The organism is Janthinobacterium sp. TPC_1, from assembly GCF_056037845.1.
The window spans coordinates 3,795,425-3,820,843 of the sequence record NZ_CP195157.1 but is presented as its reverse complement, the minus strand read 5'-3'; the positions used below and the strand labels follow the sequence as shown (position 1 = coordinate 3,820,843).

The 25,419-nt window shown below is 64.4% G+C and carries 22 protein-coding genes and 2 pseudogenes; 10 read left to right on the top strand and 14 right to left on the bottom strand.

Annotation, left to right across the window (positions count from 1 at the left end):
• Nucleotides 1-98 precede the first annotated feature (98 nt).
• The 5 genes from ACQVLG_RS18755 to ACQVLG_RS18735 all read right to left on the bottom strand — a co-directional run bounded on the left by ACQVLG_RS18755 (nucleotide 99) and on the right by ACQVLG_RS18735 (nucleotide 7,926).
• Nucleotides 99-1,508 carry a TolC family protein gene (locus ACQVLG_RS18755; protein WP_474290582.1) on the bottom strand — a complete coding sequence of 470 codons (1,410 nt, stop codon included), beginning with the start codon at nucleotides 1,506-1,508 and terminating at the stop codon, nucleotides 99-101.
• A 178-nt stretch (nucleotides 1,509-1,686) separates the two neighbouring features.
• Entirely contained in the window at nucleotides 1,687-3,294 is a 1,608-nt protein-coding gene (locus ACQVLG_RS18750) for a bifunctional aspartate transaminase/aspartate 4-decarboxylase (protein ID WP_474290581.1), read from the bottom strand.
• 69 nt (nucleotides 3,295-3,363) lie between these two features.
• Nucleotides 3,364-5,052: an aspartate-alanine antiporter gene (aspT, locus tag ACQVLG_RS18745; RefSeq protein WP_474290580.1), complete on the bottom strand. Its 1,689-nt coding sequence runs from the start codon at nucleotides 5,050-5,052 to the stop codon at nucleotides 3,364-3,366.
• A 56-nt stretch (nucleotides 5,053-5,108) separates the two neighbouring features.
• The gene (gene aspT / locus ACQVLG_RS18740; protein WP_474290579.1) at nucleotides 5,109-6,794 is read right to left on the bottom strand and encodes an aspartate-alanine antiporter; all 1,686 of its coding nucleotides are present in this window, start codon (nucleotides 6,792-6,794) and stop codon (nucleotides 5,109-5,111) included.
• A 271-nt stretch (nucleotides 6,795-7,065) separates the two neighbouring features.
• Entirely contained in the window at nucleotides 7,066-7,926 is an 861-nt protein-coding gene (locus tag ACQVLG_RS18735; protein ID WP_474290578.1) for a substrate-binding periplasmic protein, read from the bottom strand.
• 250 nt (nucleotides 7,927-8,176) lie between these two features.
• Here ACQVLG_RS18735 and ACQVLG_RS18730 point away from each other — a divergent pair, with 250 nt between their 5' ends.
• Complete coding sequence (locus ACQVLG_RS18730; protein ID WP_077402408.1) at nucleotides 8,177-8,440, top strand: heavy-metal-associated domain-containing protein; 264 nt, start codon at nucleotides 8,177-8,179, stop codon at nucleotides 8,438-8,440.
• A gap of 23 nt (nucleotides 8,441-8,463) precedes the next feature.
• Here ACQVLG_RS18730 and ubiT read toward each other — a convergent pair whose 3' ends face one another.
• Genes ubiT through ubiU form a run of 3 tightly spaced genes read right to left on the bottom strand, consistent with a single transcriptional unit; the run spans nucleotide 8,464 to nucleotide 10,967 of the window.
• Nucleotides 8,464-9,003, bottom strand: coding sequence for a ubiquinone anaerobic biosynthesis accessory factor UbiT (ubiT, locus tag ACQVLG_RS18725; protein ID WP_474290577.1), 540 nt, complete (start codon nucleotides 9,001-9,003; stop codon nucleotides 8,464-8,466).
• 20 nt (nucleotides 9,004-9,023) lie between these two features.
• The gene (gene ubiV / locus ACQVLG_RS18720; protein ID WP_474290576.1) at nucleotides 9,024-9,920 is read right to left on the bottom strand and encodes a ubiquinone anaerobic biosynthesis protein UbiV; all 897 of its coding nucleotides are present in this window, start codon (nucleotides 9,918-9,920) and stop codon (nucleotides 9,024-9,026) included.
• 9 nt (nucleotides 9,921-9,929) lie between these two features.
• On the bottom strand, nucleotides 9,930-10,967 hold the full coding sequence (ubiU, locus tag ACQVLG_RS18715) for a ubiquinone anaerobic biosynthesis protein UbiU (protein ID WP_442908080.1): 1,038 nt from the start codon (nucleotides 10,965-10,967) through the stop codon (nucleotides 9,930-9,932).
• Nucleotides 10,968-11,128: 161 nt separating this feature from the next.
• Here ubiU and ACQVLG_RS18710 point away from each other — a divergent pair, with 161 nt between their 5' ends.
• The 7 genes and pseudogenes from ACQVLG_RS18710 (at nucleotide 11,129) to ACQVLG_RS18680 (ending at nucleotide 20,159) form a co-directional block, all read left to right on the top strand.
• A complete protein-coding gene (locus ACQVLG_RS18710) occupies nucleotides 11,129-11,545 on the top strand; it encodes a hypothetical protein (protein WP_474290575.1) in 417 nt (138 codons plus the stop codon).
• 118 nt (nucleotides 11,546-11,663) lie between these two features.
• Nucleotides 11,664-13,417, top strand: a pseudogene (locus ACQVLG_RS18705) (ribonucleoside triphosphate reductase).
• Nucleotides 13,414-13,611, top strand: a complete 198-nt coding sequence (nrdD, locus tag ACQVLG_RS18700) for an anaerobic ribonucleoside-triphosphate reductase (protein WP_474290574.1) — start codon at nucleotides 13,414-13,416, stop codon at nucleotides 13,609-13,611. Before ACQVLG_RS18705 ends, nrdD begins: the two are co-directional and overlap by 4 nt.
• Complete coding sequence (locus tag ACQVLG_RS18695; protein ID WP_474290573.1) at nucleotides 13,604-14,308, top strand: anaerobic ribonucleoside-triphosphate reductase activating protein; 705 nt, start codon at nucleotides 13,604-13,606, stop codon at nucleotides 14,306-14,308. Before nrdD ends, ACQVLG_RS18695 begins: the two co-directional genes overlap by 8 nt.
• 148 nt (nucleotides 14,309-14,456) lie before the next feature.
• Nucleotides 14,457-18,512, top strand: a complete 4,056-nt coding sequence (locus ACQVLG_RS18690; RefSeq protein ID WP_474290572.1) for a Pls/PosA family non-ribosomal peptide synthetase — start codon at nucleotides 14,457-14,459, stop codon at nucleotides 18,510-18,512.
• A 9-nt stretch (nucleotides 18,513-18,521) separates the two neighbouring features.
• A complete protein-coding gene (locus tag ACQVLG_RS18685) occupies nucleotides 18,522-19,049 on the top strand; it encodes a 4'-phosphopantetheinyl transferase family protein (protein WP_474290571.1) in 528 nt (175 codons plus the stop codon).
• 198 nt (nucleotides 19,050-19,247) lie between these two features.
• A complete protein-coding gene (locus tag ACQVLG_RS18680; protein ID WP_474290570.1) occupies nucleotides 19,248-20,159 on the top strand; it encodes a LysR family transcriptional regulator in 912 nt (303 codons plus the stop codon).
• Here ACQVLG_RS18680 and ACQVLG_RS18675 read toward each other — a convergent pair.
• Nucleotides 20,156-20,833: a phosphoribosylanthranilate isomerase gene (locus ACQVLG_RS18675; protein WP_474290569.1), complete on the bottom strand. Its 678-nt coding sequence runs from the start codon at nucleotides 20,831-20,833 to the stop codon at nucleotides 20,156-20,158. The genes ACQVLG_RS18680 and ACQVLG_RS18675 overlap by 4 nt on opposite strands.
• 127 nt (nucleotides 20,834-20,960) lie before the next feature.
• Between ACQVLG_RS18675 and ACQVLG_RS18670 the strand changes: the two genes are divergently transcribed.
• Nucleotides 20,961-21,173, top strand: coding sequence for a protein L (locus tag ACQVLG_RS18670; RefSeq protein WP_474290568.1), 213 nt, complete (start codon nucleotides 20,961-20,963; stop codon nucleotides 21,171-21,173).
• Between the two features lie 90 nt (nucleotides 21,174-21,263).
• On the top strand, nucleotides 21,264-21,668 hold the full coding sequence (locus ACQVLG_RS18665; protein WP_474290567.1) for a hypothetical protein: 405 nt from the start codon (nucleotides 21,264-21,266) through the stop codon (nucleotides 21,666-21,668).
• 84 nt (nucleotides 21,669-21,752) lie between these two features.
• Here the strand turns inward: ACQVLG_RS18665 and ACQVLG_RS18660 are convergent, their stop codons facing one another.
• The 5 genes and pseudogenes from ACQVLG_RS18660 to ACQVLG_RS18640 form a co-directional block, all read right to left on the bottom strand.
• On the bottom strand, nucleotides 21,753-22,781 hold the full coding sequence (locus ACQVLG_RS18660; protein WP_474290566.1) for an RNA methyltransferase: 1,029 nt from the start codon (nucleotides 22,779-22,781) through the stop codon (nucleotides 21,753-21,755).
• Between the two features lie 64 nt (nucleotides 22,782-22,845).
• A complete protein-coding gene (locus tag ACQVLG_RS18655) occupies nucleotides 22,846-23,187 on the bottom strand; it encodes a zinc ribbon domain-containing protein YjdM (protein WP_077402365.1) in 342 nt (113 codons plus the stop codon).
• Nucleotides 23,188-23,278: 91 nt separating this feature from the next.
• A complete protein-coding gene (dmeF, locus tag ACQVLG_RS18650) occupies nucleotides 23,279-24,241 on the bottom strand; it encodes a CDF family Co(II)/Ni(II) efflux transporter DmeF (RefSeq protein ID WP_474295714.1) in 963 nt (320 codons plus the stop codon).
• Between the two features lie 96 nt (nucleotides 24,242-24,337).
• A pseudogene (locus ACQVLG_RS18645) lies at nucleotides 24,338-24,532 on the bottom strand (metal/formaldehyde-sensitive transcriptional repressor); the annotation flags it as partial.
• Nucleotides 24,533-24,607: 75 nt separating this feature from the next.
• Complete coding sequence (locus tag ACQVLG_RS18640; RefSeq protein ID WP_474290565.1) at nucleotides 24,608-25,291, bottom strand: TlpA family protein disulfide reductase; 684 nt, start codon at nucleotides 25,289-25,291, stop codon at nucleotides 24,608-24,610.
• Nucleotides 25,292-25,419: the final 128 nt, after the last annotated feature.

Sequence of the window (25,419 nt, the reverse complement as noted above, 5' to 3'; positions counted from 1 at the left end):
GCGCTGCGGCTGGAACGCCTGGTACAAGCCCCAGCCCACGAAGCCGAGGACGATGACAGCGGCGACTACTGCCAATGGTTTTTTGGAGGTGCTCATTATTATTTGTCCACAGGTAATTGGATATCGGCCGCGGCGGCCAGGCTGCCCAGGCGCTGCGTTTCGCCCGTCGCTTCCAGCAATTGCGCCAGCCCCATCACATAGTTATAGGCCGTCTGCGCGCGCTGGGTTTCCACCTTGGCCAGGTTCAGACGCGCATCGACCACTTCCAGCGACGTCACTTGTCCTTGCTGGAAGGCGACCGTTTGCAAACGGATATTTTCGCGCGCCAGTTCCACCGACGAGGCCGTGGACAGGTACTGGATGCGGGCGTTTTCCAGCGTGCGCCAGTTCTTTTCGATCAGGGTCGGAATGTCGCGCTCGGCCTGGCGCGCCACCACTTCCACCCGCTCCTGGTCCAGTTTGGCGGCGGCGATCATCTTGCCCGTATTGATGCGGTGCACGAGCGGCACGGACACGACCAGGCCGATGGCCCAGTTCGAACGCACGAGCTTTTCGCTGCCGCGATTCAAATTGTAGTTACCGATGGCAAACACAGTGGGCGCATATTCCTTGCCGTGCAGCTTCAAGGCTTGCTCGGCCTGCACGCGCTTGCTGTCGATCTTTTTCCAGTTCGCATTTTCGCGCATGCCCGTGCTGATGAACGATTGCAAGGTGCCCACCGGCAAGCTGTTGACGAACAGCGGTGTGCTGGGAAGCACTTGCGTATTGACGGCAAGCAAACGGTCAAGCGCCACCTGGGCAATTTCCTCATCGCTGCGCGCCTGCGCTTCCTCGCTGCGGGCGCTGTCCAGGGCCACGTCGGCGCGCAGGCGTTCCGCGCGCGAAATCAGGCCACCCTTTTCCAGCTTGGCCGCGTCGCGCTGGTGCTGCGTCACGCCGGCCGTCACTTCGGCCCGCACGGCCACCACCCGCTTGGCCAGCAACAACTGGAAATAGCGCTGCGCCACCAGGGTGGCCAGCTGTTCTTCCGCTTCCGTGTGCTCCGCCTGCGCGGCCAGGGTCAGGCTCGATGCAAGCCCCTTGACGGCGTCCAGCCGTCCGCCCGTGTAGATGGGCCACATGCCCAGCAAGCCGAACGAGGTCAGGTCCGTCACCACTTCGCGGCTCAGGGAGTTGGGAATCTGTGGCTTGGGCAAGCCGGGAATCGATGGCAGCACGGACTCGATGCCGCCCACCACGCCGGACAGGCCGCTCGTATCGATGTTCAGGTCCGTCGACAAACGGCCGCGAAACGCCGTCAAGTCCACGGAAGGGCCGTCGATATTCGACAACGCCTCGGCCTTCAGTGTTTTCGCGCGCACGTCGAGCGCGGCGCCCTGCACGGCACCCGACGCCTTTGCCGCCTGCTGCAGCGCTTCGTTAAATGTCAGCGGTTCCGCCAGGGCGGGCATGGCCGCGCCCAGCGCGCCCGCCAGCAATAATGATAAATGTCCTTGCAATCTGCCCATGTAGCGTCCAGTCAATGAATGAGGGGAAAGCACGGGGTTGCCATGTTTATACTTTCACAATAGCAATTATATCCATGGATGTCCATTCCACCCTGCACTATTGGTTACGCAGACTGACAGACAAAAACGGGCGCCTCTTGCGGGGCGCCCGTTCTACTCAGCGTAAGCGGCTAGCGGCTTACTTCTTGACCTTCTTGCTTCCCTTCTCCTTTTCAAATACGGCAAAGAACTCGGACGCCATGTTGCGGATGGCGCGGCCGATGTTGGCGTAGTCGTATTCGTTCAGGTTGGCCAGCGAGACGCGGCCGGACGGATGCGTGGTGCCGAATCCGCGGCCCGGCAGCAGGATGACGCCCGTTTCCTCGGCCAGGCGGAACAGCGCTTCGTTCGGTTTCAGCTTTTTCAGCAGCCACTGCGAAAACTCCACGCCATGCATCTGCGCGGCCAAGGATTCCATGTCCAGCAGATGGTAGTAGCGCACGGAATTGGCGTCGTGCACCATCGGCAAGCCCAGTTCGCGGTACAGCGCTTCCTTGCGGCGCAGCACGATGCGCTTCATCGACTGCTTGTACTTTTGCTCTTCATCCATCAGCGAAAACAAGGAGAACAAGGTCATCTGCACCTGCACGGGCGTGGACAGGCCGGCCGTGTGGTTCAGCGCCACCGTGCGGCTGTCGGCCACCAGGCGGTCGATGAATTTCAGCTCGCGCGGCTCCGTCGTGATGGAATGGTAGCGCGCATCGAGCTGCTTCTTGATGGTTTCCGGCAACTTGGCAATCTTGTCGTCGAGCACATTGTTTTCATGCGTGGCCACCACGCCCATGCGCCAGCCCGTCGCGCCGAAGTATTTCGAGAACGAATACACGAGGATGGTATTGAACGGGCAAATGGCAAACAGCGAGACGAAATTGTCGGCAAAGGTGCCATACACGTCATCGGTCAAAATGATCAGGTCCGGGCGCTTCTTGATGATCTTGGCGATGTATTCCAGGGTTTCGTCATCGATCTTGACGGATGGCGGATTGCTGGGGTTGACGAGGAAGAACGCTTTTACTTTCGGGTCCAGCAGCTTGTCCAGCTCCTTCTTGGTGAATTGCCAATTGTTCGATTGCGGCGCATCGATGTGCACGGTGTTCAGCTTGTAATCATTGAGCTGAGGAATCTCGATGTACGGCGTGAAGATCGGCATGCCCAGGGCGATCGTGTCGCCTTCCTGGATGATGTGGTTCGATTTCAGGCTGGCGAACAAATAGGTCATGGCTGCCGTGCCCCCTTCGACGGCGTACATGTCGAAGTTGCCAACAAACGGGTGCTTGCCGATCATTTCGCGGTGGATATACTGGCCGACGATTTTCTCGGACAGGCGCAGCATGCGGTCAGGCACCGGATAGTTACAGCCCAGAATCGCTTCGCACATTTCATAGATGAAATCGCCCGCGCTCAGGCCCAGCTGGTCGCGCACATACGACACGGCCGCCTCGATGAAATGCGCGCCGGGGTTGCCTTCGTGCTTGCGCACGAAGATTTCAAAGCGCGCCTCGATGCCTTCGCGCGTGGGAAAGCCGCCCACGTCGTCCATGTAGACATACGAGCGCTCCGCTTCCGTCATGGCGAACTGGCCGAACTGGAAGAAGCCGTGGCGTGGGGTGGTGGCCAGGAAATTCGGGTTGCCGCGGCCCGCGTTCAGCATCAGGCGGTTGCTTTGCTTGGCCGTCTGGATCAGCGCATCCTTCAATTCGAAGGGGCTCAACAGGGCGAGTTTGCTTGGGTTTACTGAAAAATCCATTTTTGCTACTCCTTATCAGACTGATAATTTTAAAGGTTCTTGCAAAGGTTCTTGCACATACATGCAGACTCAGACGAAGGCCACAATCAGCGGCCCCAGCAAGGTCAAGAAAACGTTGGCCAAGGCATATGTGATGGCAAACGGTACGGTGGGAATCGAGTTTTGCGCCGCGTTCAGCACTTCGCCGAACGCGGGATTGGCACTGCGCGAGCCGGACAAGGCGCCCGCAAAGATGGCGACGTTGTCATAACGCAAGATGTAACGGCCAATCAGCATGGTCAAAATCATCGGCAGGATGGTCACCACCACGCCCACGCCGAACAGGGTCAGGCCGTGTTCGCGCACGGTTTGCACGGCTTGCAGGCCGGACGTGAGGCCGACGACGGCAACAAAACCGGCCAGGCCCAGGTCCTTGAGGATTTGCACGGCGCCGCTGGGCATGTAGCCGAAGGTCTGGCGCTTGGCGCGGAACCAGCCGAAGACCAGGCCCGACAGCAGCACGCCGCCGCCGCTGCCCAGGGTCAGCGGAATCGAACCGATGCGCGCCACCAGCAAGCCCACGAGCAGGCCGACGACGAGGCCGGCGCCCATGTAGACGAAGTCCGTCTTGGCGCTCGGCACGATCATGTAGCCCACTTCGGCCGCCACGCGCTTGACGTCCTGCTCGGCGCCATAGATGGTCACCACGTCGCCCGTCTGTACGATGGTTTCCGCCTGCATGGGCAAGATCTTGCCCATGCGGCTCAGCTGCACGACAAAGATGCCGTGGCGCACACCCGGCGCCGTCGCGCTGCGGATTTCGCCCACCGTCTTGTTGTGGTAAGCCTTGTTGGTCAGCACCATGTCGCGGCGCTGCATCACCAGTTCCATGCCTTCGACGGCCAGCAATTCCTTGCCCAGCTGGGAAGACACGCTGAGCATGGCTTCGCGGCGGCCCACCAGCAGCACGATATCGTCGGCCGCCAGCACCAGGTCCGGGCTGACGTCGATGATCTGGCCATTGCGCTTCACGCGCTCGATGGTGATGGCCGTGTTCGGATGCGCACTTTCGATCTCTTCCACCGTGCGGCCGGCGCCCGGGCCCACGTCGTAGATGCGGCCGATCAGGTCTGGCGCGGCCGGCGTCTGGCCCGGTCCCAGCACCTGCACGCCCGCCTGCAGCGCCGTTTCCGCCTTGATCGCATCTTCGCGGATGGTGCGACCCATGAGCTTAGGCAAGATATTGACGCAAACGATGATGGCCCCAAACGAGCCGAACACGTAGGTGACGGCATAGCCGACGGCCACATTGCCCTGCAAACGCGCCACCTCGTCGGCCGCCAGGCCCAGCTTGGTGATCGCGTCACCGGCCGTGCCGATGATGGCCGACTGCGTCAAGCCGCCCGCCGCCACGCCCGCTGCCAGGCCCTTGTCCAGGCCAAAGACCTTGGCCATGATGACCACCGTCAACAGCGCCGTCACGGCCAGCACCACGGCCAGGATGATTTCGCGCACCGACTGGCGACCCAGGGAATTGAAGAACTGCGGTCCGCTTTCATAGCCGACCGCGTAAATGAACAGGGCAAACAGCACCGACTTGACGCCGGGATCGATGGCGACGCCTACCTGGCTGACGAGGACCGCCACCAGCAGTGAACCGGCGACCCCGCCCAGCTGAAACGAGCCGAACTTGATCTTGCCGATGTAGTAGCCCACTGCCAGGGAGAGAAACAAGGCAATTTCGGGCGACTTCTTGAATAACTCATGCAACCATTCCATACGGACCGCCTTTCGTGTTGAAGGAATTCTTTACTGCGCGTGCCCTTGCCGGCTGCTCATGCGTGGACGGAACCGGCCAGGGCCACGATGAGCGGCCCCAGCAGAGGCAGCACCACGTTCGAGATCGCATACGTAATCGTGTAGCCCAGCAAGGGCGTGGAGTTGCCGGCCGCGTTCTGCACGGCCGACAGGGCCGGCGTGCTGCACTGCTGGCCGGCGATGGCGCCCAGCAGCACGGGCGCTTCCAGCTTGAGGAAAAAGTGACCCACCAGCAACGACAGCGAGGCGGGAACGACGGCGATCAGCACGCCCATCAGCGGCAGCGACAGGCCGTACTGGCGGATCAGCTCGATCGCCTGCGGTCCCGACGCCAGGCCCACGCAGGCGATGAAGGTGGCCAGGCCGATATCCTTCATCATGTCGAGCGCGCTGGGGTGGATGCCCGGCATGCCGGGCTTTCTTGCCTGGTACCAGCCGAATACGAGGCCCGTCAGCAAGGCGCCGCCGCCCGTGCCCAGCGAAAACGGAATACCGCCCAGCCTGGCGGTAAAACCGCCGATGTACACGCCGAGCACGATGCCGATGCTGGCGTAGACGATGTTACTGCGGTCGCCCGTGGGCACACGCTTGCCGATGGCGGCCAGCGCCGTGTTCAGTTCGCGCCCTTCCGCCGTGCCGTACAGGCGCAGCACGTCGTCGCGCTGCAGGGCCAGGTCGGGCAAGGGCGGCGGCATGCTGTGCTCGCCACGGACGACGGCCGCCACGTGCACGCCGGAAGGCAAAGCCAGCTGGCGCAAGGGCTGGCCCACCAGCGCGGCTTGCTGCAGCACCACTTCGACGGCGGAAACGGCCATGTTCAAGCCCGTCGTGTCGGCAAATTCCTCGCCCAGCACGGCTTCGGCCGCCACCAGCGCGGGACGGTGGCCGATCACCAGTACTTCATCATTGGCGCGCAGGCGCAGTGCCGGTTCCAGGTCAAGCACCTTGCCGTGCCGGCGCACGCGCGTGATGCTGGCGCGGCCCGCGAAAATATGCTGCAAGGCATCGAGGCGGCGCCCGGCCCCCCGGCTGATGCGGTAGGCGCGGCCCACCATTTCCGGCGTCGCCTGCACCCCGTCGCCATCGGTGTGCGCGCCGCCCATCTTTGCCCATAATTTGTCCGCTTCCTCGCGCAGGTTGACGCGCAACAACAGCGGGAAAACCTGGCTGGTGACGATGACGATGGCGATCAGGCCGAAGATGTACGTGATGGAATACGCGGTGACCACGTTGGCTTGCAGTTCGGCGATGCGGGCGGCCGGCAGCGCCAGCTTCGAGATGGCGTCCGTGGCCGTGCCGACGACGGCCGATTCCGTCGCCGCGCCCGCCATCATGCCGGCTGCCGTGCCCTGGTCCAGGCCCAGCAACCGCGTGGCCAGCAACACCAGCGCCAGCACCACCACCACTTCGATCAGGCAAAGTATGCCCAGGCGCAAGCCCTTGGCGTTCAGGTTGGCAAAGAACTGGGGACCGCCCGCGTAGCCGAGGGCAAAGATGAACAGCATGAAGAAAACGTTCTTGACGCTGGCATCCAGCGTGATGCCCAGCTGGCCGATCAGCAGCGCGGCGATCAGTGTGCCGCACACGCCGCCCAGCTGGATGGGGCCGAAGCGTATCTGCCCTACCGCGTAACCGAGGGCCAGCGCCAGGAACAGGGCCAGTTCCGGCACCTGGTGCAATACCGACGCGATCGAATCGAGCATGGGCAAACCTTCGAAAAGATAACGGATGGTTACAAGGGAACAGGGCGTTCGGTGGCTGGCGGCGGCTTGCCGTTGAACGGGCGCACGGGTCCCGCACGACAGCTGCCATGGCGGCTTTCGCTGGGAAAGTATTGCAAAGTGTTGCAAAGTAGAATGATGTTCGGCGAAAATTTTATAAGTGTCAACAGGTGTTCTGTTGAACTCGCTTTGCGTTTCATCAAACATCCTGCGCACGATTGCGGCGGCTGTTTGACATAGATCAACAAAACTATTAGTAATATTTTTGGCGATACCAAAGTGCCTTGCGCGCCAGCGGCGTCTCTTCCGGCAAGTCGGGATTGATCAGTTCCAGCACATGGCGCTGGGGCAGCTTCAGGCCATCCGCGAGGCGGCCGAAATGCTGCTGGAACAGCTGCGCGAAACTGCCATCGGCCAGCATGGTTTCCAGCCCTGTTTCAATGTGGCGCGCCAGTTCCGGCCGGTGCTTGCCGACAAAAAAGTACAGCGCGGCCGGGTAGCGGATGACCAGGTGGGTGTCGAGCGCCAGCGGCAATTGCGCGTGGCTGGCCAGTTCGCTTTGCGCCTCGATCACGGAGCGGGGAAAATAATCGATGCGCCCCGCCGCCAGTTGCTGGAACAGGCCTTCGTAAGTGCTCGAAGTATCGAGACGCAAGCCGTTCGCCTGCAGGATGGCGGCGTCGGGCCAGTCGCGCATCTGCCCGGCCGACAGCCGCGCCAGGGCGGTGATGCTGCGCACGCCCCGCAACAGCTGGGGCTGGCGGGCATGGATCAGGGCCACGCGCCAGCCGATCAGGCCACGGTCGATAGGGATGCGCACCGGCAGCAATTGCATTTCGCGCTCCCGGCTCGTCATGGCCCAGACGACATCGACGCTGCCCGACGCCGTGGCGATTTCCTGCATGGCGCGCGCCTGCACCATGCGCAGTGCGGAGCGGCGCAAGGCATATGCCTGGCCCGAACGGGCCAGCGCCTGTTGCAGCAGGGCCGTCACATAACCTTGCTGCGGATCATCGAGCGCCTGATGGCGCGGATACACGAGCGGCAGCGGCGTGCCGGCGGCAGCGCCCAACGGCCACAGGCCGGCCAGCATGAGCAGGGTGCGGCGCTGCATGGCCCCTCCTTTCCAGCGCTTTCCTCAGCGTTCTTATCAGAATGACAGTATCACGCAGCAGAGTACGCTTGTCGACTGGAATAGGGAAACTGTGTATAAAACAACAGCAGTTTCAGGCAGTACTGGAGGGGCAGGAATTAATCCAGATCAATAAAACCGCAAATACAAAATAAATCCTGCGTGCTGCTCTGGACGGCATGCGCACCGCTCGCCTACGCTGTTTTTTTTATCTGAAAAACAAGAGGAACCCATGCAGACAGCGCGCTTGAATATTATTGGAATGGATCACGAAGGATGCGCCGACAGGTTGACGGGCGCGCTTGAGGCGGTCACGGGCGTGGCCACCGTCTGCGTCTCGCTGGCGCGCCACGGCGCCACGGTGCAATTCGACGAACGGCTGGCCACGCAGGAACGCTTGCTGGCCGCCGTCAACGACGCCGGCTTCATGGGCGAAGCAACGGATGAGGAACAGCTGGCCTCGTGCAGCGGCGCCTGCGGCCACTGCCGCCACTGAACGCCCTGCCGGCAATTCCCCGCTCAGCCTTCCCGCGCGCCCCGGTCGCGCAGATGCGCGAGCACGCGGCGCGGTCCCAGCGCCTGCAGGTCGAACGGCGGCAATTCGATGGCGTCGAGCGTGTTCTTGAACAGCAAGCCCAGTTCCGTATCGCCTTCCAGGCTCAGGCGGCGGCTGAAGAACAAGGTGTCCGGATCTTCCTGGCGCCGCGCCAGCAGCATCAAGTCATGCACGCTGGCGGCGATGCACAGGTCGGGCACGTCGACATAGCGCTCGGCCACGAACACCGTGCCCTGCCACTCGAAATCGAAGGCGATGCCCGCGTCCAGCAGGCGCAAACGCAAGCTGCGCCCCTCCAGGCTGCGCCGCACGTCGTCGGGCAATTGCGGCGCCAGCAGGCGGTTCAAACCCTGCACGAACAGCCACGAGGCGGGATATGGCGGCAGCTTGGACAGCAATTCGGCCAGCGGTTCAGGCAGCCGGTACGACATGGCGGGCTTGCTCATGCCGGGTTTGGCCGGAACCGGGGCCGGGACGGGCAATCTTTCCAGTTGATCTTGCATGGTGCTTCCTTTCGAGGCGTTCAATGGGCGGCGTGCTGTTCCATGCCGGGCTGGCCGTGCCAGTAGCCGTCGCAGGCGCCGGCCGGCTGGCAGGCCGCCAGCTGGGCCTGGGCGCCGATGCCGCTGACCTGCCCCCGGCGGGCACGGTCGAAGATGGCGATCACCTGTTCCGTATGCATGGCCTGCGGGCTGATGCGCGCCACCGACACGCCCATGTCGCGCATGGCGTCCAGTTCGCGCACCAGGTTGTAGACGAGCGCCGACTGCGTCTGCGTGCCATTCAGTACGAGGAAGGGCACTTCGTCGCGCGTGCGCAGCAGCAGGCCGTCCGGCTCTTCCAGGCAGCTGTAGCCGCAATCGTCCTTCGGCAGGTTGCGGTTGCGCGCCGTGAAGCAGCGCGCGGAAAACGCCAGCGGCATGCGGCCGTAGGCGAACACCTCCGTCTCCAGCCCTTCCGGCTTCTGGCGCTGCATCTCGGCCAGCGCCGTCTGCCCCATTTCCAGCGGCATCACCCAGCGCCGCGCACCGAGGCGCGCCAGCAGCTGCAGGCTGGGGCCATTGAACAGGTTCAGATGGGGCCCGGCGACGAAGGACGCCCCCTTTTCCATGCAGTGCACGGCGCCCATGTCGTTGGCCTCGACGCTGTAGCGGCCATTGCCCGTGATGCGGCGCAGGGTGGCCAGTTCGGCGCCCGCCTCGATCAGCGCCTGCGTCGACAGCACCACTTCCTTGCCGGCGGCGGCCAGCATGTCGGCGATATCGAGCCAGTCGGCCAGGCGCAGCTCATGCCGGCGCGAACAGACGGTTTCGCCCAGGTACACGATATCGACGGCGGTGCCGGCGATCTGCTGGTAAAACTCGAAAACGGTGGCGCGCGGCCAGTAGTACAGCAAGGGGCCCAATGATAGTTTTAGCATGTTCATCCTCTATTTCCAGGAGCGGTGATACGCGCCCAAGGTGTGCTGCTGACCCTCGGCCAGCTTGTCCATGGCCGCCATCCAGCCTGGCTTGACGGCGTAGCGCGCATTGCCTTCGCGGCAGGCGTCGATCGCCTCGCGCCATACGCGCGTCACCTGCGCGACATACGCGGGGCTGCGCTGGCGCCCTTCGATCTTCACGGCGCGCACGCCCATGGCGATCAGTTGCGGCAGCAGCGCCAGCGTGTTCAGGCTGGCCGGCTCCTCGATGGCGTAATACTCTTCGTCGTTGACTTCGAAGCGCCCCTTGCACAGGGTCGGGTAGCTGGCGTTTTCACCGGGTGCGTAGCGGTCGATCAGCACGCCGTTCAGGCGCGATTCGAGGCCGTTCGGCGTTTCCAGCCAGCGCACGGATTTCGCCGGCGAGCACACGCCGTGGGTGTTCGGCGCCTCGCCTGTCGCATACGAGGACAGCGCGCAGCGCCCCTCGACCATCACGCACAGGCTGCCGAAGCCGAAGACCTCGATCTCGACTTCCGTCTTGCTGATCAATTGCTCGACCTGCGCCATCGACAGCACGCGCGGCAGCACGGCGCGGGCGATGCCGAAATGTTCGTGGTAAAAATTGATGGCTTCGTAGTTGGTGGCCGAGCCCTGCACGGACAGGTGCAGGCGCAGCTGCGGGTGGTGCTGGGCCGCGTAGGCCATCAATCCCGGGTCGGCGACGATCATGGCGTCGATGCCGGCCTGCGCGGCGCGGTCGATGGCGCTGCGCCACACGGCCCAGTTATGCGGCTGCGGATAGGTGTTCAGCGCCAGCAGCACCTTGCGTCCATATTGATGGGCGTAGCGCACGCCCTCGGCAATGGCCTTCTCGTCGAAATTGAGGCCGGCGAAATTGCGCGCATTGGTGGCGTCGCGAAAGCCCAGGTAAACGGTGTCGGCGCCATTGTCGACGGCCGCTTTCAAGGCGGGCAGGCTGCCGGCGGGGCAGACCAGTTCCAGCGGTCCAGCCACGCGGGTGGCGGTGGTTGATTCAAGCATCATGGTGTTCTCAGTCCTGTATCGGCTCAGGGTGCAGACTATAGCCCCGCCCATGCCGCCCAGTCCTTGACGCAGGTGAAGGAATGCATGCATGGCTGGCGCGCGTTCAACTTGCTTGACCTGGCTGTAAAATGCCCCACTTTTCTTCCCTCCGATTGCCCGCCATGACCCGCAAACCGCTGCTGATTTTCCTGCTCACCCTGTTCCTCACCGCGCTGCAAGTGCAGTGGGCCGGCCCGGCCGATGGCTATGACGCGGGAACCCTCTCCGTGCTGTCGCCCGAAGTACTGGGCGCGTATCCGGGCGTGCTGCTGCTGTTCCTGCTGGCCGTGTTCGCGCGCAGCAAGATGCCGCTGCTGCGTCAGGCCGCCATCTGCACGGGCCTGCTGGCCATCTACTGGCTGCTGGCGAACTACGTCACCTTCGACGCGCGCGTGGCCAGCTGGAGCACCTATACGCCGCTGGAAATCTGGACGCACGTGCTGCCCGCCTCCGTCGCCAGCGTCGCCGCCTGCGGCGCCGCGTTCTTTTTCGCGAGCTGGCTGATCCTGCGCGAAACGCGCTGGAACAAAACCGGCTGAGGTGTATTTTTCACCTGCATCAAGGATTCGCCACGCAACTGCACGCGCCCTTTGACGCCACTATATTTAGTGATTAATCTCCATAAAAACACCGCATGTTGTGTTTATTGGAGGTTTCATGACGACAAATGCAGTTCCATCCATGCGCGGCCAGGTCGACGTCGCCGCGTCCATCAATGAATACCTGGACCGGCGCGACTGGCGTGTCAACGCCAACGCCAACCAGGGTTACTCGCTGGGCGGCCTGATACTCAACGTGTCGGGCAAGGTCATCGCCAACTACTGGCTGGACCAGGTGTATCCGCCGGAAGTGGGCGCCGCGCACCGCGAAGCGGCGCTGCACATCCACGACCTCGACATGCTGGCCGGCTATTGCGCCGGCTGGTCGCTGCGCACCCTGCTGCACGAAGGCTTGAATGGCGTGCCGGGCAAGATCGAATCGGGCCCGCCCAAGCACATGTCGAGCGCCATCGGCCAGATCGTCAACTTCCTCGGCACCCTGCAAAACGAGTGGGCCGGTGCACAGGCGTTCAGCTCCTTCGACACCTACATGGCGCCCTACATCCGTAAGGACAGCCTGCGCTACGAAGACGTGCGCCAGTACATGCAGGAGCTGATCTTCAACCTCAACGTGCCATCGCGCTGGGGCACGCAGACGCCGTTCACCAACCTCACCTTCGACTGGGTCTGCCCGGACGACCTGCGCGAGCAGATTCCCGTCATCGCTGGCCAGGAAATGGACTTCAGCTATGGCGAGCTGCAGGCGGAAATGGACATGATCAACCGCGCCTACATCGAGATCATGATGGCGGGCGACGCCAAGGGCAGAGTCTTCACCTTTCCCATCCCCACCTATAACATCACCGAGGATTTCGACTGGCATAGCGAAAACGCGGAACGCCTGTTCGAGATGACGGCCCGCTACGGCCTGCCCTATTTCCAGAATTTCATCAATTCGGAGCTCAAGCCGAACATGATCCGCTCCATGTGCTGCCGCTTGCAGCTGGACTTGCGCGAACTGCTGAAACGGGGCAATGGCCTGTTCGGTTCCGCCGAGCAGACGGGTTCCCTGGGCGTGGTGACGACGATCAACTGCGCGCGCCTGGGCCACCGATGGCGCGGCGACGAAGCGGCGCTGATGGCGGACCTGGACCGCCTGCTGGAACTGGGCAAGAGCAGCCTGGAAATCAAGCGCCGCACCATTGAGGAATTGATGCAGCAAGGCCTGTTCCCGTACACGAAGCGCTACCTGGGCACCCTGCGCAACCACTTTTCCACCTTGGGGGTGAACGGCATCAACGAGATGATCCGCAATTTCAGCGGCGACGCCTGGGACATCACGTCCGCCGAGGGCCATGCGCTGGCGATACGCCTGCTCGACCACGTGCGCGCCCGCATGGTGCAATTCCAGGAAGAGACGGGGCATATGTACAACCTGGAAGCGACACCGGCCGAAGGCACGACGTACCGCTTCGCCCGCGAAGACCGCAAGCGCTATCCCGCCATCCTGCAGGCGGGCACGCCGGACAATCCGTATTACACGAACTCGTCGCAGCTGCCCGTCGGGCATACGGACGACCCGTTCGAGGCGCTGGAATTGCAGGACGCGCTGCAGCGCAAGTACACGGGCGGCACGGTGCTGCATTTGTACATGACGGAAGCGCTGTCCGACGCGAACGCCTGCCGCGAGCTGGTAAAGCGCGCCCTGAGCCGCTTCTCGCTGCCCTATATCACCGTCACACGCCCACGTTTTCCATCTGCCCGCGCCACGGCTACCTGGCCGGCAAACATGAATTCTGCCCCACCTGCGACGCGGAGCTGATCGCCCGCAAGCAGGCCCACATTGCTCCATCACTTGAGGAAACGCCATGAATGCACGTCCCGACTTCACTCCCGCCATCACCCTGCTCGACACCGAACGCCAGCGCTGCGAAATCTGGACCCGCGTGATGGGCTACCACCGCCCCGTCGCCTCGTTCAACATCGGCAAGCAGGGCGAATTCCACGAGCGCCAGTACTTTACGGAAGCGGGCGCCCGGCTTGGCCTGCCCGCCTGCCATGGCTGAGTTGAAAGTGGGCGGCCTGACGCCCTTTTCCGCCACCGACTACCCGGGCAAGCTGGCGGCCGTGGTCTTCGTGCAGGGCTGCCCCTGGCGTTGCGGCTATTGCCACAATCCGCACTTGCAGGGGCGCACGCCGGAAGGCGCCATGCCGTGGCAGGACGTCCTGACCTGGCTGCGCCGCCGCGTGGGCCTGGTCGACGCCGTCGTCTTCAGCGGCGGCGAGGCGTGCATGGACCCGGCGCTGGGGCGCGCCATGCTGGACATCAAAGCGCTGGGTTTCGGCATCGGCCTGCACACGGCCTGCATCTATCCGCAGCGCCTGCAGGAAGTGCTGCCCCTGGTCGACTGGGTCGGCTTCGACATCAAGGCGCCGTTTGCCGACTATCGCCATGTGACCCGCGTGGCCGGCAGCGGCGACCCGGCGCGCGCCTGCCTGGACGCCATCCTTGCCAGCGGCGTCGCCTACGAATGCCGCACCACGACGCATCCCGACCTGCTGCCGGACGCACAACTGCTGGCCCTGGCCGCCACCCTGGCCGCCAAAGGCGTCGACAACTACGTGCTGCAGCAATTCCGCGCCGACGGCTGCGTCGATGCGGCGCTGTCCGGCCGGCCCCTGCACGGCTATCCGGCGGCGCCTACTTTGGCGCAAATCGGCGCCATGTTTCCGCAATTTACATTCCGTAATCATGGCAGTTGAGCCTGCCGCCACATAATTGCTGAAAGATCCACAAAATTCCCCGTTCTGCAACGCTGAAATGCCTTGCGTGCTGTAATGTATCAACTGTGCCGCGCACCATGCGCAGCACAGCAGATTCCTCCTACAGCATTACAGATAAGCGTCATCCATGAACGATTTCACCGCAGTCAGTCCAGGCACCCCGTCCACCCACGCCGACATCCTGTACGGCCCGCCGCGACCGGATTTGCTGCGCGAGGAAGTGCTGGCCGACCTGCTGGAAGCGACGGCCCGCCGCTGCCCCGAACACATCGCTCTGATCGATGGCGAACGCCGCATCACGTATGCCGAACTCGATGCGCAGGCGGGCCTGGCCGCGTCGCGCCTGGTGGCGGCCGGCGTCAAGCCCGGCGACATCGTCGGCCTGTGGCTGCCGCGCGGCGCGCATTTGCTGCTGATGCAGGCGGCCATCGCCAAGGCGGGCGCCGCCTGGCTGCCCGTCGATGAAGACACGCCCGTCGAGCGCCTGCAAGTGTGCCTCGATGACGCCAATGGCTTTGGTGTCGTCAGCTGTGCGCAGTTCGCGCCGCGCCTGGAGCAGGCCGGCGTCGAGCGCCCCGTGTGGACGGCGGAAAGCCTGCTGGCCCCCGCCGCGCCGGGCGAACTGCTGCCCGCGCGCGGCACAGTCTTGCCCGAACACCCGGCGTACGTGATCTACACGTCCGGCTCCACGGGCAAGCCGAAAGGCATATTGATCAATCAGCGCAGCATCTGCCACTTCCTGCGCAGCGAAAACGCCGTGCTGGAAGTCACGCAATCCGACACCGTCTACCAGGGCTTTTCCGTCGCCTTCGACATGTCGTTCGAGGAAATCTGGATCGCCTACCTGGTGGGCGCCACCCTGTGGCTGGGTCCCAAGGAGATTTCGGGCGACCCGGAAGCCTTGCCGCGCGCGCTGGCCGAGAACAAGGTCACCGTTCTCCACGCCGTGCCGACCTTGCTGGCCCTGTTCGCCGAGGAAGTGCCCAGTTTGCGTTTGATCAACCTGGGCGGCGAGATGTGCCCGGAATCCCTGGTCGAGCGCTGGTCGCGCCCGGGCCGCGCCATGTTCAACACCTATGGCCCCACGGAGGCGACCGTCTCGTGCAGCCTGGCGCGTTTGCGGCCCGGGGAACCCGTCACCATCGGCACGCCGCTGCCCAACTACGGCTTGCTGGTGCTGCAGGTGGCCGAGTCCGGAGAAAACCGTCCCTTGACATTGCTGGCGCGCGGCGAAACGGGGGAATTGTGCATCATCGGCCCCGGCCTGGCCGAGGGCTACCTGGGCCGGCCCGACCTGACGGTGGAAAAATTCCTGCCCAATCCCTGGGCGAGCACCGACGACGACGCGCGCCTGTACCGCACGGGCGACCTGGCACGCATCGATGCGGACGGCCAGGTGCTGTGCCTGGGCCGCGCCGACGATCAGGTCAAGATACGCGGCTTCCGCGTGGAACTGGGCGAGATCGAAGCCGTGCTGGCGCAGCAACCGGGCGTGGGCACGGTGGCCGTCCTGCTGCGCAAGGATGACGGAATCGACCAGCTGGTGGCCTACATCGTCGGCAGCGACGAGGCGCCCGACGACGCCCTGGCGGCGAAAAACCTGCGCGCGGCCCTGAACCTGCACTTGCCGCCCTACATGGTGCCGGGCCGTTTCGAGCTGCTGCCGCTGATGCCGCGCCTGACCTCGGGGAAAATCGACAGGAAAGCCTTGAAAGCCATGCCCCTGTCCGCGCCGCCGGCCGGCGAGGCGGGTGTATCGGACGTGCCGGAAACGCCGGCCGAGGCGGCCCTGTTCGCGGCGCTGGCCAAGCTTTTCCCCGGCCAGGCGATCTTGCGCCAGCTGGACTTCTTCAGCGACCTTGGCGGCCACTCCTTCCTGGCCGCGCGCCTGGCATCAAGCCTGCGCGCCGATCCGGCCTACGCCCACATGACGGTGCGCGACATTTACCAGAACCGGCAGATCGGCAAGATCGCCGCCGTCTTGAACGAAGTGCCCGCGCTGGCCACGCCGGAAGCGGATTGGACGCCGTCGTCGGCCTGGAAGCGCTGGATCTGCGGCGCGGCCCAGGCGGCGGCCGTGCCGGGCCTCGTCACCCTGCGCATGGCACAGTGGATGGCGCCGTTCTTCACCTACCACTTCTTCACGGGGGACACGGGCGACACCGTGCCGCGCGCCATCGCCGCCTCGATCGGCGTGTTCTTGCTCGCGACGCTGGCCGAATTTGCCATTGCGATTGCCGGCAAGTGGCTGATCGCCGGGCGTCTGAAGCCGGGCAGCTATCCGCTCTGGGGCGTCACGTATTACCGCTGGTGGCTGGCCGACCGCCTGGTCGAATCGGCACCCGCGTATCTGCTCAGCGGTTCATCGCTGAACAGCTGGTGGCTGCGCGCGCTGGGCGCGAAAGTGGGCAAGGAAGTGGTCATCGGCTCGATGACCCTGCGCGCGCCCGACCTGCTGTCCATCGGCGACAACGTCAGCGTCGGCAATGCCGTCAACTTTGAAAACGCCCGCGTTGAACGGGGCCGTTTGCTGCTGGGCCGGATCAGCATCAGTGACGATGCCTGCATCAGCTCTTACGCGATTTTGGAAGGCAATACCAAAGTAGGCGCATTTGGCCACCTGGAGGGACAATCGGCGCTGGCAGATGGCGCCTCGGTGCCGACCGGCAGGGTCTGGACTGGCTCGCCCGCGCGCGACATCGGCCCTTACGACCGGGCCAGCCAGCCGCCGCGCCCCGCCGTCTCGCGCCTGCGCCTGACGGGCGAAACCCTGTTCTTCTGCTTTGGCATGGTCCTCATCGCCGTGCTGTTCTTCATGCCCGTCTTCCCCAGCTTCGTGCTGATCGACTGGTTCGACGAGCGCGAAATGATGCCGTGGCTGCAGGGCCGCGACGTGACGACCCAGCTGGCCCGCTACTTCCTGCTGGCCTTCCCCGCCAGCGCCGTGCTGATCGTGCTCACGGCCCTGCTGTCAGCCGCCATCCGCTGGGGCGCGCTGCCCCGCCTGAAGCCGGGCAGCTCGCCCGTGCACAGCAATCTGTATTGCGCCAAGTGGCTGGTCAGCCATATCCAGGAATCGAGCCTGAACGTCCTGCACGGCATTTACGCCACCGTGTACGCGCCGTACTGGTACCGCCTGCTGGGCGCCAAGGTGGGCAAGGGCGCGGAGATTTCCACGGCGCTGGGCGTGGTGCCCGACATGCTGACCCTGGGCGACGACACCTTCATCGCCGACGCCGTCATGCTGGGCGACGAGCAGATCGACGGCGGCTGGATGACCATGCGCCCCACCGTCGTCTCGCACCGCAGCTTCGTCGGCAACGGCAGCTACATCCCGGACGGCACCGTGCTACCCGAACACGTGCTGATCGGCGTGCACACGCACGCGCCGCGCAATGAGCAGATGCACGGCGGCGACACCTGGCTCGGCTCTCCCCCCATGCATTTGCCCGCGCGCGAACAGGTCAGCGGCTTTGCCGAGCACCTGACCTTCAAGCCTTCCATGCTGCGCCGCCTGGGCCGCAGCCTGATCGAAGCCTTCCGCATCGTCGCGCCGCACGCGGTGGTGATCGCAGTCGGCTATACCCTGGTGCTGGACGTGATGCCGATCGCGGGCGCCGGGCGCTGGGGCGAAGTGGTGGGCGACCTGGCCATCGCCGGCCTGGCTTACGGCATCGGCAATTTTTTGGTGGTCGTGCTGTTCAAGTGGCTGCTGCTGGGACGCTACCGCAAGCACGCGGCGCCCATGTGGACGCCGTTCGTGTGGATCTCGGAAGGCGTGACCAATCTGTACGAAGGCATCGCCGTGCCCAACTTCATGCGCTATCTGCGCGGCACGCCGTGGCTGCCGCTGGCCTTCCGCCTGTTCGGCTGCAAGATCGGCCGCGGCGTCTACATGGATACGACGGACATCACGGAATTCGACTGCGTGCATATCGGCGACTACAGCGAATTGAACGCCCTGACCTGCCCGCAAACGCATTTGTTCGAAGACCGCGTGATGAAGATCGACCACGTGGAGATCGGCCAGCGCGTGTACATGGGCCCGCGCAGCTCCGTGCTGTACAGCGCCAGGGTGGGCGACAATGCCCGCCTTGGCCCCTTGACCCTGGTGATGAAGGGCGAACACATCCCCGCCGGCAGCAACTGGGCCGGATGTCCGGCCGCGCCTTTGCGTAGCTGATTGCAGCTGATGGATTTTACGGTGCTCTGGTCGGGCGACGGCGTGCTGGCGATCGGCATCGTGCCGCCGCCGTCACGTATCGAAGCACGCGCGCACCTGCGCCAGGCCGTATGCGAGGCGGCGGCGCAATGGCGAAACCTGGACATCGAGGCGATTTCAGTGGAATCGACGCCGGGCGCCCCTCCCCGTTTGCTGCTGGCAGGACGCGCGGCGGGCCTGTCGTTCAGCCATGACGAGGGACTGTCGCTGGCTGCCGTCCACCTGCATGGCGCCGTCGGCATCGACGTGATGCGGGTGCAGGACATTGCCGACTGGTTCAATCTGGCGCGCGATTACCTGGGGCCGCAGGTGGCAGCTGAGCTGGCCGACTGCCCTGCCGACCAGCGCTCGCTGCGCCTGGCGCAGGCGTGGACGGCGCGCGAGGCGGCGCTCAAGTGCGCGGGCTTGCCGCTGGCGGAATGGGACGGGATCGCGCCAGCATGCCGCCTGCAAGCTTTGAGCTTGTCGGCTCCGTATGTGGCGACCCTGGCATATTAGTCCTCCTTGCCCTCGGCCACGCCGCCGATCTGGACGAAAATCAGTTTTACGATAATACTGACAAGTACTCCCAACACCCCGAGCAATTCCAGCATGGTCTTTCCTTTGCAGTGACGGCAGATCAGTCCACTGTAGCGTGAACGCCGGGGCAAGGCTAATATCAAATCAGGCAGTCTCCGATCTCGAAAAGGCATACGATTGATTTCCATCAAACAGTTCCGCTATTTTGTCGAAGTCGTCGTCGATGCGGGCAGCTACTCGCGCGCGGCGGAAAAGTTATATATCGCGCAGTCGGCCCTGAGCCGGCAAATCAAGGAACTCGAGGGCGAGGTGCAAGCGCTGCTGCTCACGCGCGACGCGCGCCATATCGAACTCACGCCCGCGGGACAGGTCTTTTATGAACGGGCCAGGCGCATCCTCGACGACATCGAGGAAACCGTGCGCCAGACACGCCACGTGGGACAAGGGGCGCAAGGCATCATCCGCCTGCTGCATTCGAGTTCCGTCACCCTCACGCCCGCCATCGGCGCCGTGCTGAACCGCCTGCTGGCGCAATTCCCCGGCGTTTCGCTCGATGTATCAAAGGGATCGTCGGAAAACCAGGCGTTTGATATCGAGGAAGGCCGCGCCGACCTGGGACTCGTGCGCCTGCCCACCCTGCGCAAGCACGCCAACATCGTCGTGCGCGAACTGTACGCGGAAAAGCTGGTGGTGGCCGTGTCGTCGGCCTCGCCGCTTGCTGCCCTGGAGCGCACGACGATCGCCGCCCTGCGCGATGAAGCCTTCGTCTCGATCCCGCACAAGGACCGCGGTGGCCTGAGCTATCTGGTGGCGGGCCTGTGCCTGGCGCAGGGCTTCTTTCCGAAGGCGGCGCGCGCCCTGTCGCGCAAGACCTCGCAGCTGAACCTGATCGAGGCCAACATGGGCATCGCCATCGTCCCGGACAGCATGCGCCTGGTGGCGCCGCCCGGCGTGCGTTTCATTGCCCTGCCCGACGAGGAATCGCATTCCGTCGTCGGCCTGATCTCGCCGCGCGCGGCCAGCGGCATGGTGGCCGCGTTTACGGAAGCGTTCGTGCGCGAGATGAACGCGTCGGCAACGGCGGCTTAACCTTCCGCATACAGCGCCGCATCCGCGTCGCGCACGGCCGCCATCAGCAGGGCCAGTTTCATGACATCGAGCTGGCCATCGGTGCGCACGCGCGAGCACAGGTCGATGCCATAGGGCCGCACCTGGCGCAGGGCCTCCATCACGTTGTTCGCATCGAGGCCGCCAGCGAGGAAGACGGGACGGGGACTGGCGCGCACGAAGCGCGCGCTGATGGACCAGTCGTGCGTGCGGCCCGTGCCGCCCAGTTCCGGGACCGGCGCGCCAGGGCGGCCCGAATCGAGCAAAAAGGCATGCACGTGGGGCGCATAGGCGGGAATCAACTCCAGCGCCTGCGGCCCTTCCACGTGGATCACCTGCACGCGCCGCACGTGCGGCAGCAGGCGCGCCAGCTCAGCGACTTCGCCGGGATCGACATGCCCGACGATCTGCACGGTGGATGGCTGCGTGGCGTGCACGTGTTCGGCAATGGCTTGCGCCGTCGTTTCGGACGTCAACAGGAAGGTGGCCACGGGCGGCGGCGTCCAGGCGGCGATCTGCGCGATGCGCCCATCGGGAATCGGGCCAGGGCCGGACGGCATGGCCGCCACCAGGCCCAGCGCGTCGGCGCCGGCGGCAATCGCCAGTTGCGCTTCGTCGATGGAAGCGATACAGCAGATCTTGATGCGGGTTCTCATGGCCTTGCGTGTTCAAATGAAATGATCAACATTACAACACAGGGCGGCGCGCGCGCCAAGACACGCGGTCAAGGCCCCGCACAATAGTGTGCCAGAATGGCGTCATTACCCACTTCACGAGGAATCCATGGCCGACTACAAGAACCCCAGCTACGTGGCCCGCTCCATGCACCCGCGTTTCGATGAATTGACGTCGCCCGGCGAAGCCGTGCCGTATTCGGGCATCTACCGCTGCGACGGCTGCGCGCACGAAATCGTGTCGACGGAAGGCCACGTCATGCCGCCGCAAAACCACCATCAGCACAGCAGCGAGCAGGGGGGCCTATCCTCTGGCGCCTGATCGTCAGCCCGCGCTGATTGACAGGCGCCAGATGGCGGACGATACTGGATTTATCCCGGATCGCCATTGGAACGTCACTGGAACACCAGCATGCGCATCGTCGATTTTGAAGTCCGCAAGGAGTGCCCGCCGCAGCTGTGCGACTGCGAGCGCGAGCGGCTGCTCGACGATGCGCAGGCGGACTTGTCCATCCTGCGCCTGAACCTGGCGGAAGAAAAGCGCCTGCTGGCGCATATCGATGGCATCGCCACCTATGCACAGCTGCAGAAGCTGCAACTGCTGTTGAAGAAAAATCTGGGCGTGGAATTGCAGATTGCACCGGGCAGCGGCGAAGTGCGCAGCGTGCGCGGCTTCCAGATCCGCCTGCTGGAGCAACCGGGCCTGTGCCGTAAGACGCGCGCGGCCATTCCGGCCGCCGTGCGGCGCTGCCTGGCCGCGCACCCCGAGATCGCGTTTGCGATCTTGAATGAAAACGATTTGCTGGGCGGAGTTTAACCCCACGGCAAAGGCTGGGATCTGACCCGCAACGCTGTTAGCGTCAAGCTCGATGCCAACGTATCCGGGGGTCTAACCCCGGTTCTACGCTGCGTGTATCTCGATCACTTTCCTGCCCTTCGCTTCGCGCGCCCTTAACTGCCCGCATCCCCCTTCCACGTCCTGACCGGCCGAATCGCGCAGCTTGGTCAGCACGCCGCGCGCATGCAGGGCGGCGGCAATCGCCCGCGCCTTGTCCCAGCTGGGGCGCCTGAACGGCAAGTCGTCGATGGTGTTGTACGGAATCATGTTCAGTACCGCGTACTTGCCCTGCAGGAGCGCCACGATGCCGTCCATCTCGTCCTCGCCATCATTGACGCCTTCCATCAGGGTCCATTGATACTGCACCGGGTAGCCGGTCAGGCGCGCATACGACTCGCCGAACTCCACCAGCTCGCGCGGGGATAATTTGGGTGCGCGCGGCAGCAGCTGTTCGCGCAGCGCCGGCTTGGTCGTGTGCAGCGACAGGGCCAGCGCCGGCTTGACTCGCCCCTGCGGCAGGCGCTCGAAGGCGCGCGGGTCGCCCACGGTGGAAAACACGAGGTTCTTGTGGCCGATATTGCCCTCGGTGCCCAGCAGCTCGATCGCTTCCATCACATTGTTCAGGTTATGCGCCGGTTCGCCCATGCCCATGAAGACGACTTTTTTCACGGGGCGCAAGGTGCGCGCCAGCACCACCTGCGCGACGATTTCGCCGCTGGTCACTTGCCGGATCAAACCGTCGCGGCCCGTCATGCAGAACTGGCAGCCAACGGCGCAACCGACCTGGCTCGACACGCACAGGCCGTCGCGCGGCAGCAGCACGCTTTCCACCGTCTGGCCGTCGTGCAGTCCCACCAGCAGGCGCGCGGAACCGTCCGCGCCCGGATGGGTGCTGAGCAGCTTCAGCATGCCCTGCAGTTCGAGGTCGAGCGCAGGCAAGGCTTCGCGCACGGGCAGCGGCAAAAAGTCTTCGGCGCGGCGCCGGCCCTGGTCGTGCGGCTGGCCCTGTATCCAGTCGCGCAGCACGCGCTGTTCGTGCAGGGGCTTGGCGCCCAGGGCGCGCAGGCGCTGGCGCAGATGATCGATTTGCATGGAGTCTGAATAAAAAAACGGCGCGCGGGAATGAAGCCGGCGCGCCGTGTTACAGGTAAAAGCGTTACACCTTCTTGACGAACTCGGTTTTGAGGCTCATGGAACCGAAGCCGTCGATCTTGCAGTCGATATCATGGTCGCTGTCGACCAGGCGGATGTTCTTGACCTTGGTGCCCATCTTGACGACACCGCCGCCACCCTTCAATTTCAAATCCTTGATGACGCTGACCGTGTCGCCATCCTGCAGGATATTGCCGGCCGAATCGCGGTACACCTTCGCGCCCTCCTCCGCCGCTTCTGCAGCCGTGGCCGACCATTCATGCGCGCATTCAGGGCAGATCAACTGGCTGCCGTCTTCGTACGTGAATTCGGATTGGCATTGCGGGCATGGTGGTAATGTGCTCATTTTCTTCTCTGTCTGGTGAACAGCGCGTGCTGTAAAAGCCGACATTATACGGCCTACGCCCCGCATCAACGGGCTTTTTTCACCATCATTGTCAAGGCCGGCGAATAATCTCGATGGTGCTGTGGACGATTTCCTCGTGGATGCCGATGCGCGCACGCAGCTCGGCGCCTGTCAGGCTGGCATCGCGGCTGACGACGGAGAAAGCGCACGAATACAGCTGCTTGCCGACTCGCCAGACGTGCAGGTCGACGATGCGCGGCGTGTCCCCGGCGCTTTCCACTTCCACGGCCTCGCGGATTTCGTCCACCACGGGATGGTCCATCTCGCGGTCCAGCAAGACCTTGCCCGTGTCCAGCATGAGCTTTTTCGCCCACAGCGCCACCAGCACGGCGCCAGCGATGCCCATCACGGGATCAAGCCAGCGCCAGCCATAAGCCCACGCGCCGGCCAGCGCCACGATGGCCAGCACGGAGGTGGCGGCGTCGGCCAGCACGTGGATGTAGGCGGCCTTCATGTTCAGGTCTTCGCCATGGCCGTGATGGTCGTGGTGGTGGTCATGGCCGCCGTGGTGGTCATGCCCGTGATCGTGGTGGCCGCCGAGGATCAGCGCGCACACGAGGTTGACCGCCAGGCCGAAGGCGGCCACCGCCATCGCCTGCGGATAGTGGATGGGTTGCGGCGAAAACAGGCGCTCGACGGAGGCCGCCACCATCAGCACGGCCACGCCCAGCAGCAGGATGGCGCTGGTATAGCCGGCCAGCACCTCGATCTTCCACGTGCCGAAGGCAAAGCGGGGGTCGCGCGCATAGCGGCGCGCGGCCGCATACGCAAAGGCGGCCAGGCCGATGGCCAGCGCGTGCGAACTCATATGCCAGCCATCGGCCAGCAGGGCCATGGAGTTGTACCACCAGCCGGCGACGATTTCCAGCACCATGGTGGCCAGCGTGATCCACATGACGATGCGCGCGCGGCGTTCTGCCTTGTCGCTGGCTGCGCCAAACACGTGTTCGTGCTGCCAGGCGGAGAGGTCTTCGCTCAGGGAGTGCGTTTTCATGGCGATCTCCTTATTTGAGGTAGGTGCGCAGAATGCCCGCGATGTCGTCGTCGCGGCGCCCCTGGCCCGCTCCTCGCCGGAGATATCGGGACTGGCCACGTGCTCGCGCAAGTGCTCTTCGATGACTTCCGCCATCAGGCCATTGACGGCGCCGCGCACGGCGGCGATCAGCTGCAGCACTTCGCCGCAGTCGCGGCCCTCTTCCAGGCCCCGCTCCAGGCCTTCCACCTGTCCCTTGATGCGCTTGACGCGATTGAGCAGCCTGGTCTTGTTGTGTGCCGTGTGGCCCATGATTCACCCCGATAAATACTATAGGGGGGTATACTATCAGAAGCCGCCACGGTTACGTCAAAAGGCATACCCGCCTCAGGGAACGGGCGTGATCTTCTGCAGCTTGCTGGCCAGCGAGGCGTCGGACAATTCGCCCAGGTGGGTGTCGACCAGGCGCCCTTGCGCGTCATAGAACAGGGTGGTCGGCAAGGCCGAGGAACCGGCCGCCTTGCCCAGCGCCGCCTCGCTGTCGAGCACCACATTGCGCAAGGTCACACCACTCTTGTCCAGAAAAGCGCTGGCGGCAGCCGCATCCTCGCGCTGATTCGCGTAGACGAAGACGATATCGGCGCGCGCCTGCTGCGCGGCGGCCAGCACGGGCATCTCGCGCCGGCATGGCGGGCACCAGCTGGCCCATAGGTTGACCACCATGGGCTTGCCGCCGGCCAGCGCCGCCAGGGTCTTTGGCGCGCCGTCGAGCGCCTGCAGGGCCACGGCCGGCAAGGCTGCCGGCTTGTCATACGCCAGCCCCATCCCTGCGCTCAGCACGCCCCAGGCCAGCGCGCCGGACGCCACGCTGATGACGAGAGGACGGCGCATGGCCGCCATGGCGGGACGCCGGCAGCGCCACGCGGCGATGGCCAGCGCGGCGGCGATGCCAGCCGGCGCCAGGAAGCCCCCGTCGCGGATATTCAGGATGGACCAGGGAGCCGCGAAGTATTGTTCGTGCCAGCGCAGCACGAAAGCCAGGCGCGCCGCCAGCAGGCCGGCGATCAGCATGTCGGAAAACGAGGGGACCGGCGTCGGGCAGCTGGCGGTAGCGCCGCAGCCACCACGCCGCGCCGTAGGCGGCGCACAGGGAGAAGAACAACAGAACCAGGCCCGTGGGCAGGGCCAGGGGGCCGATT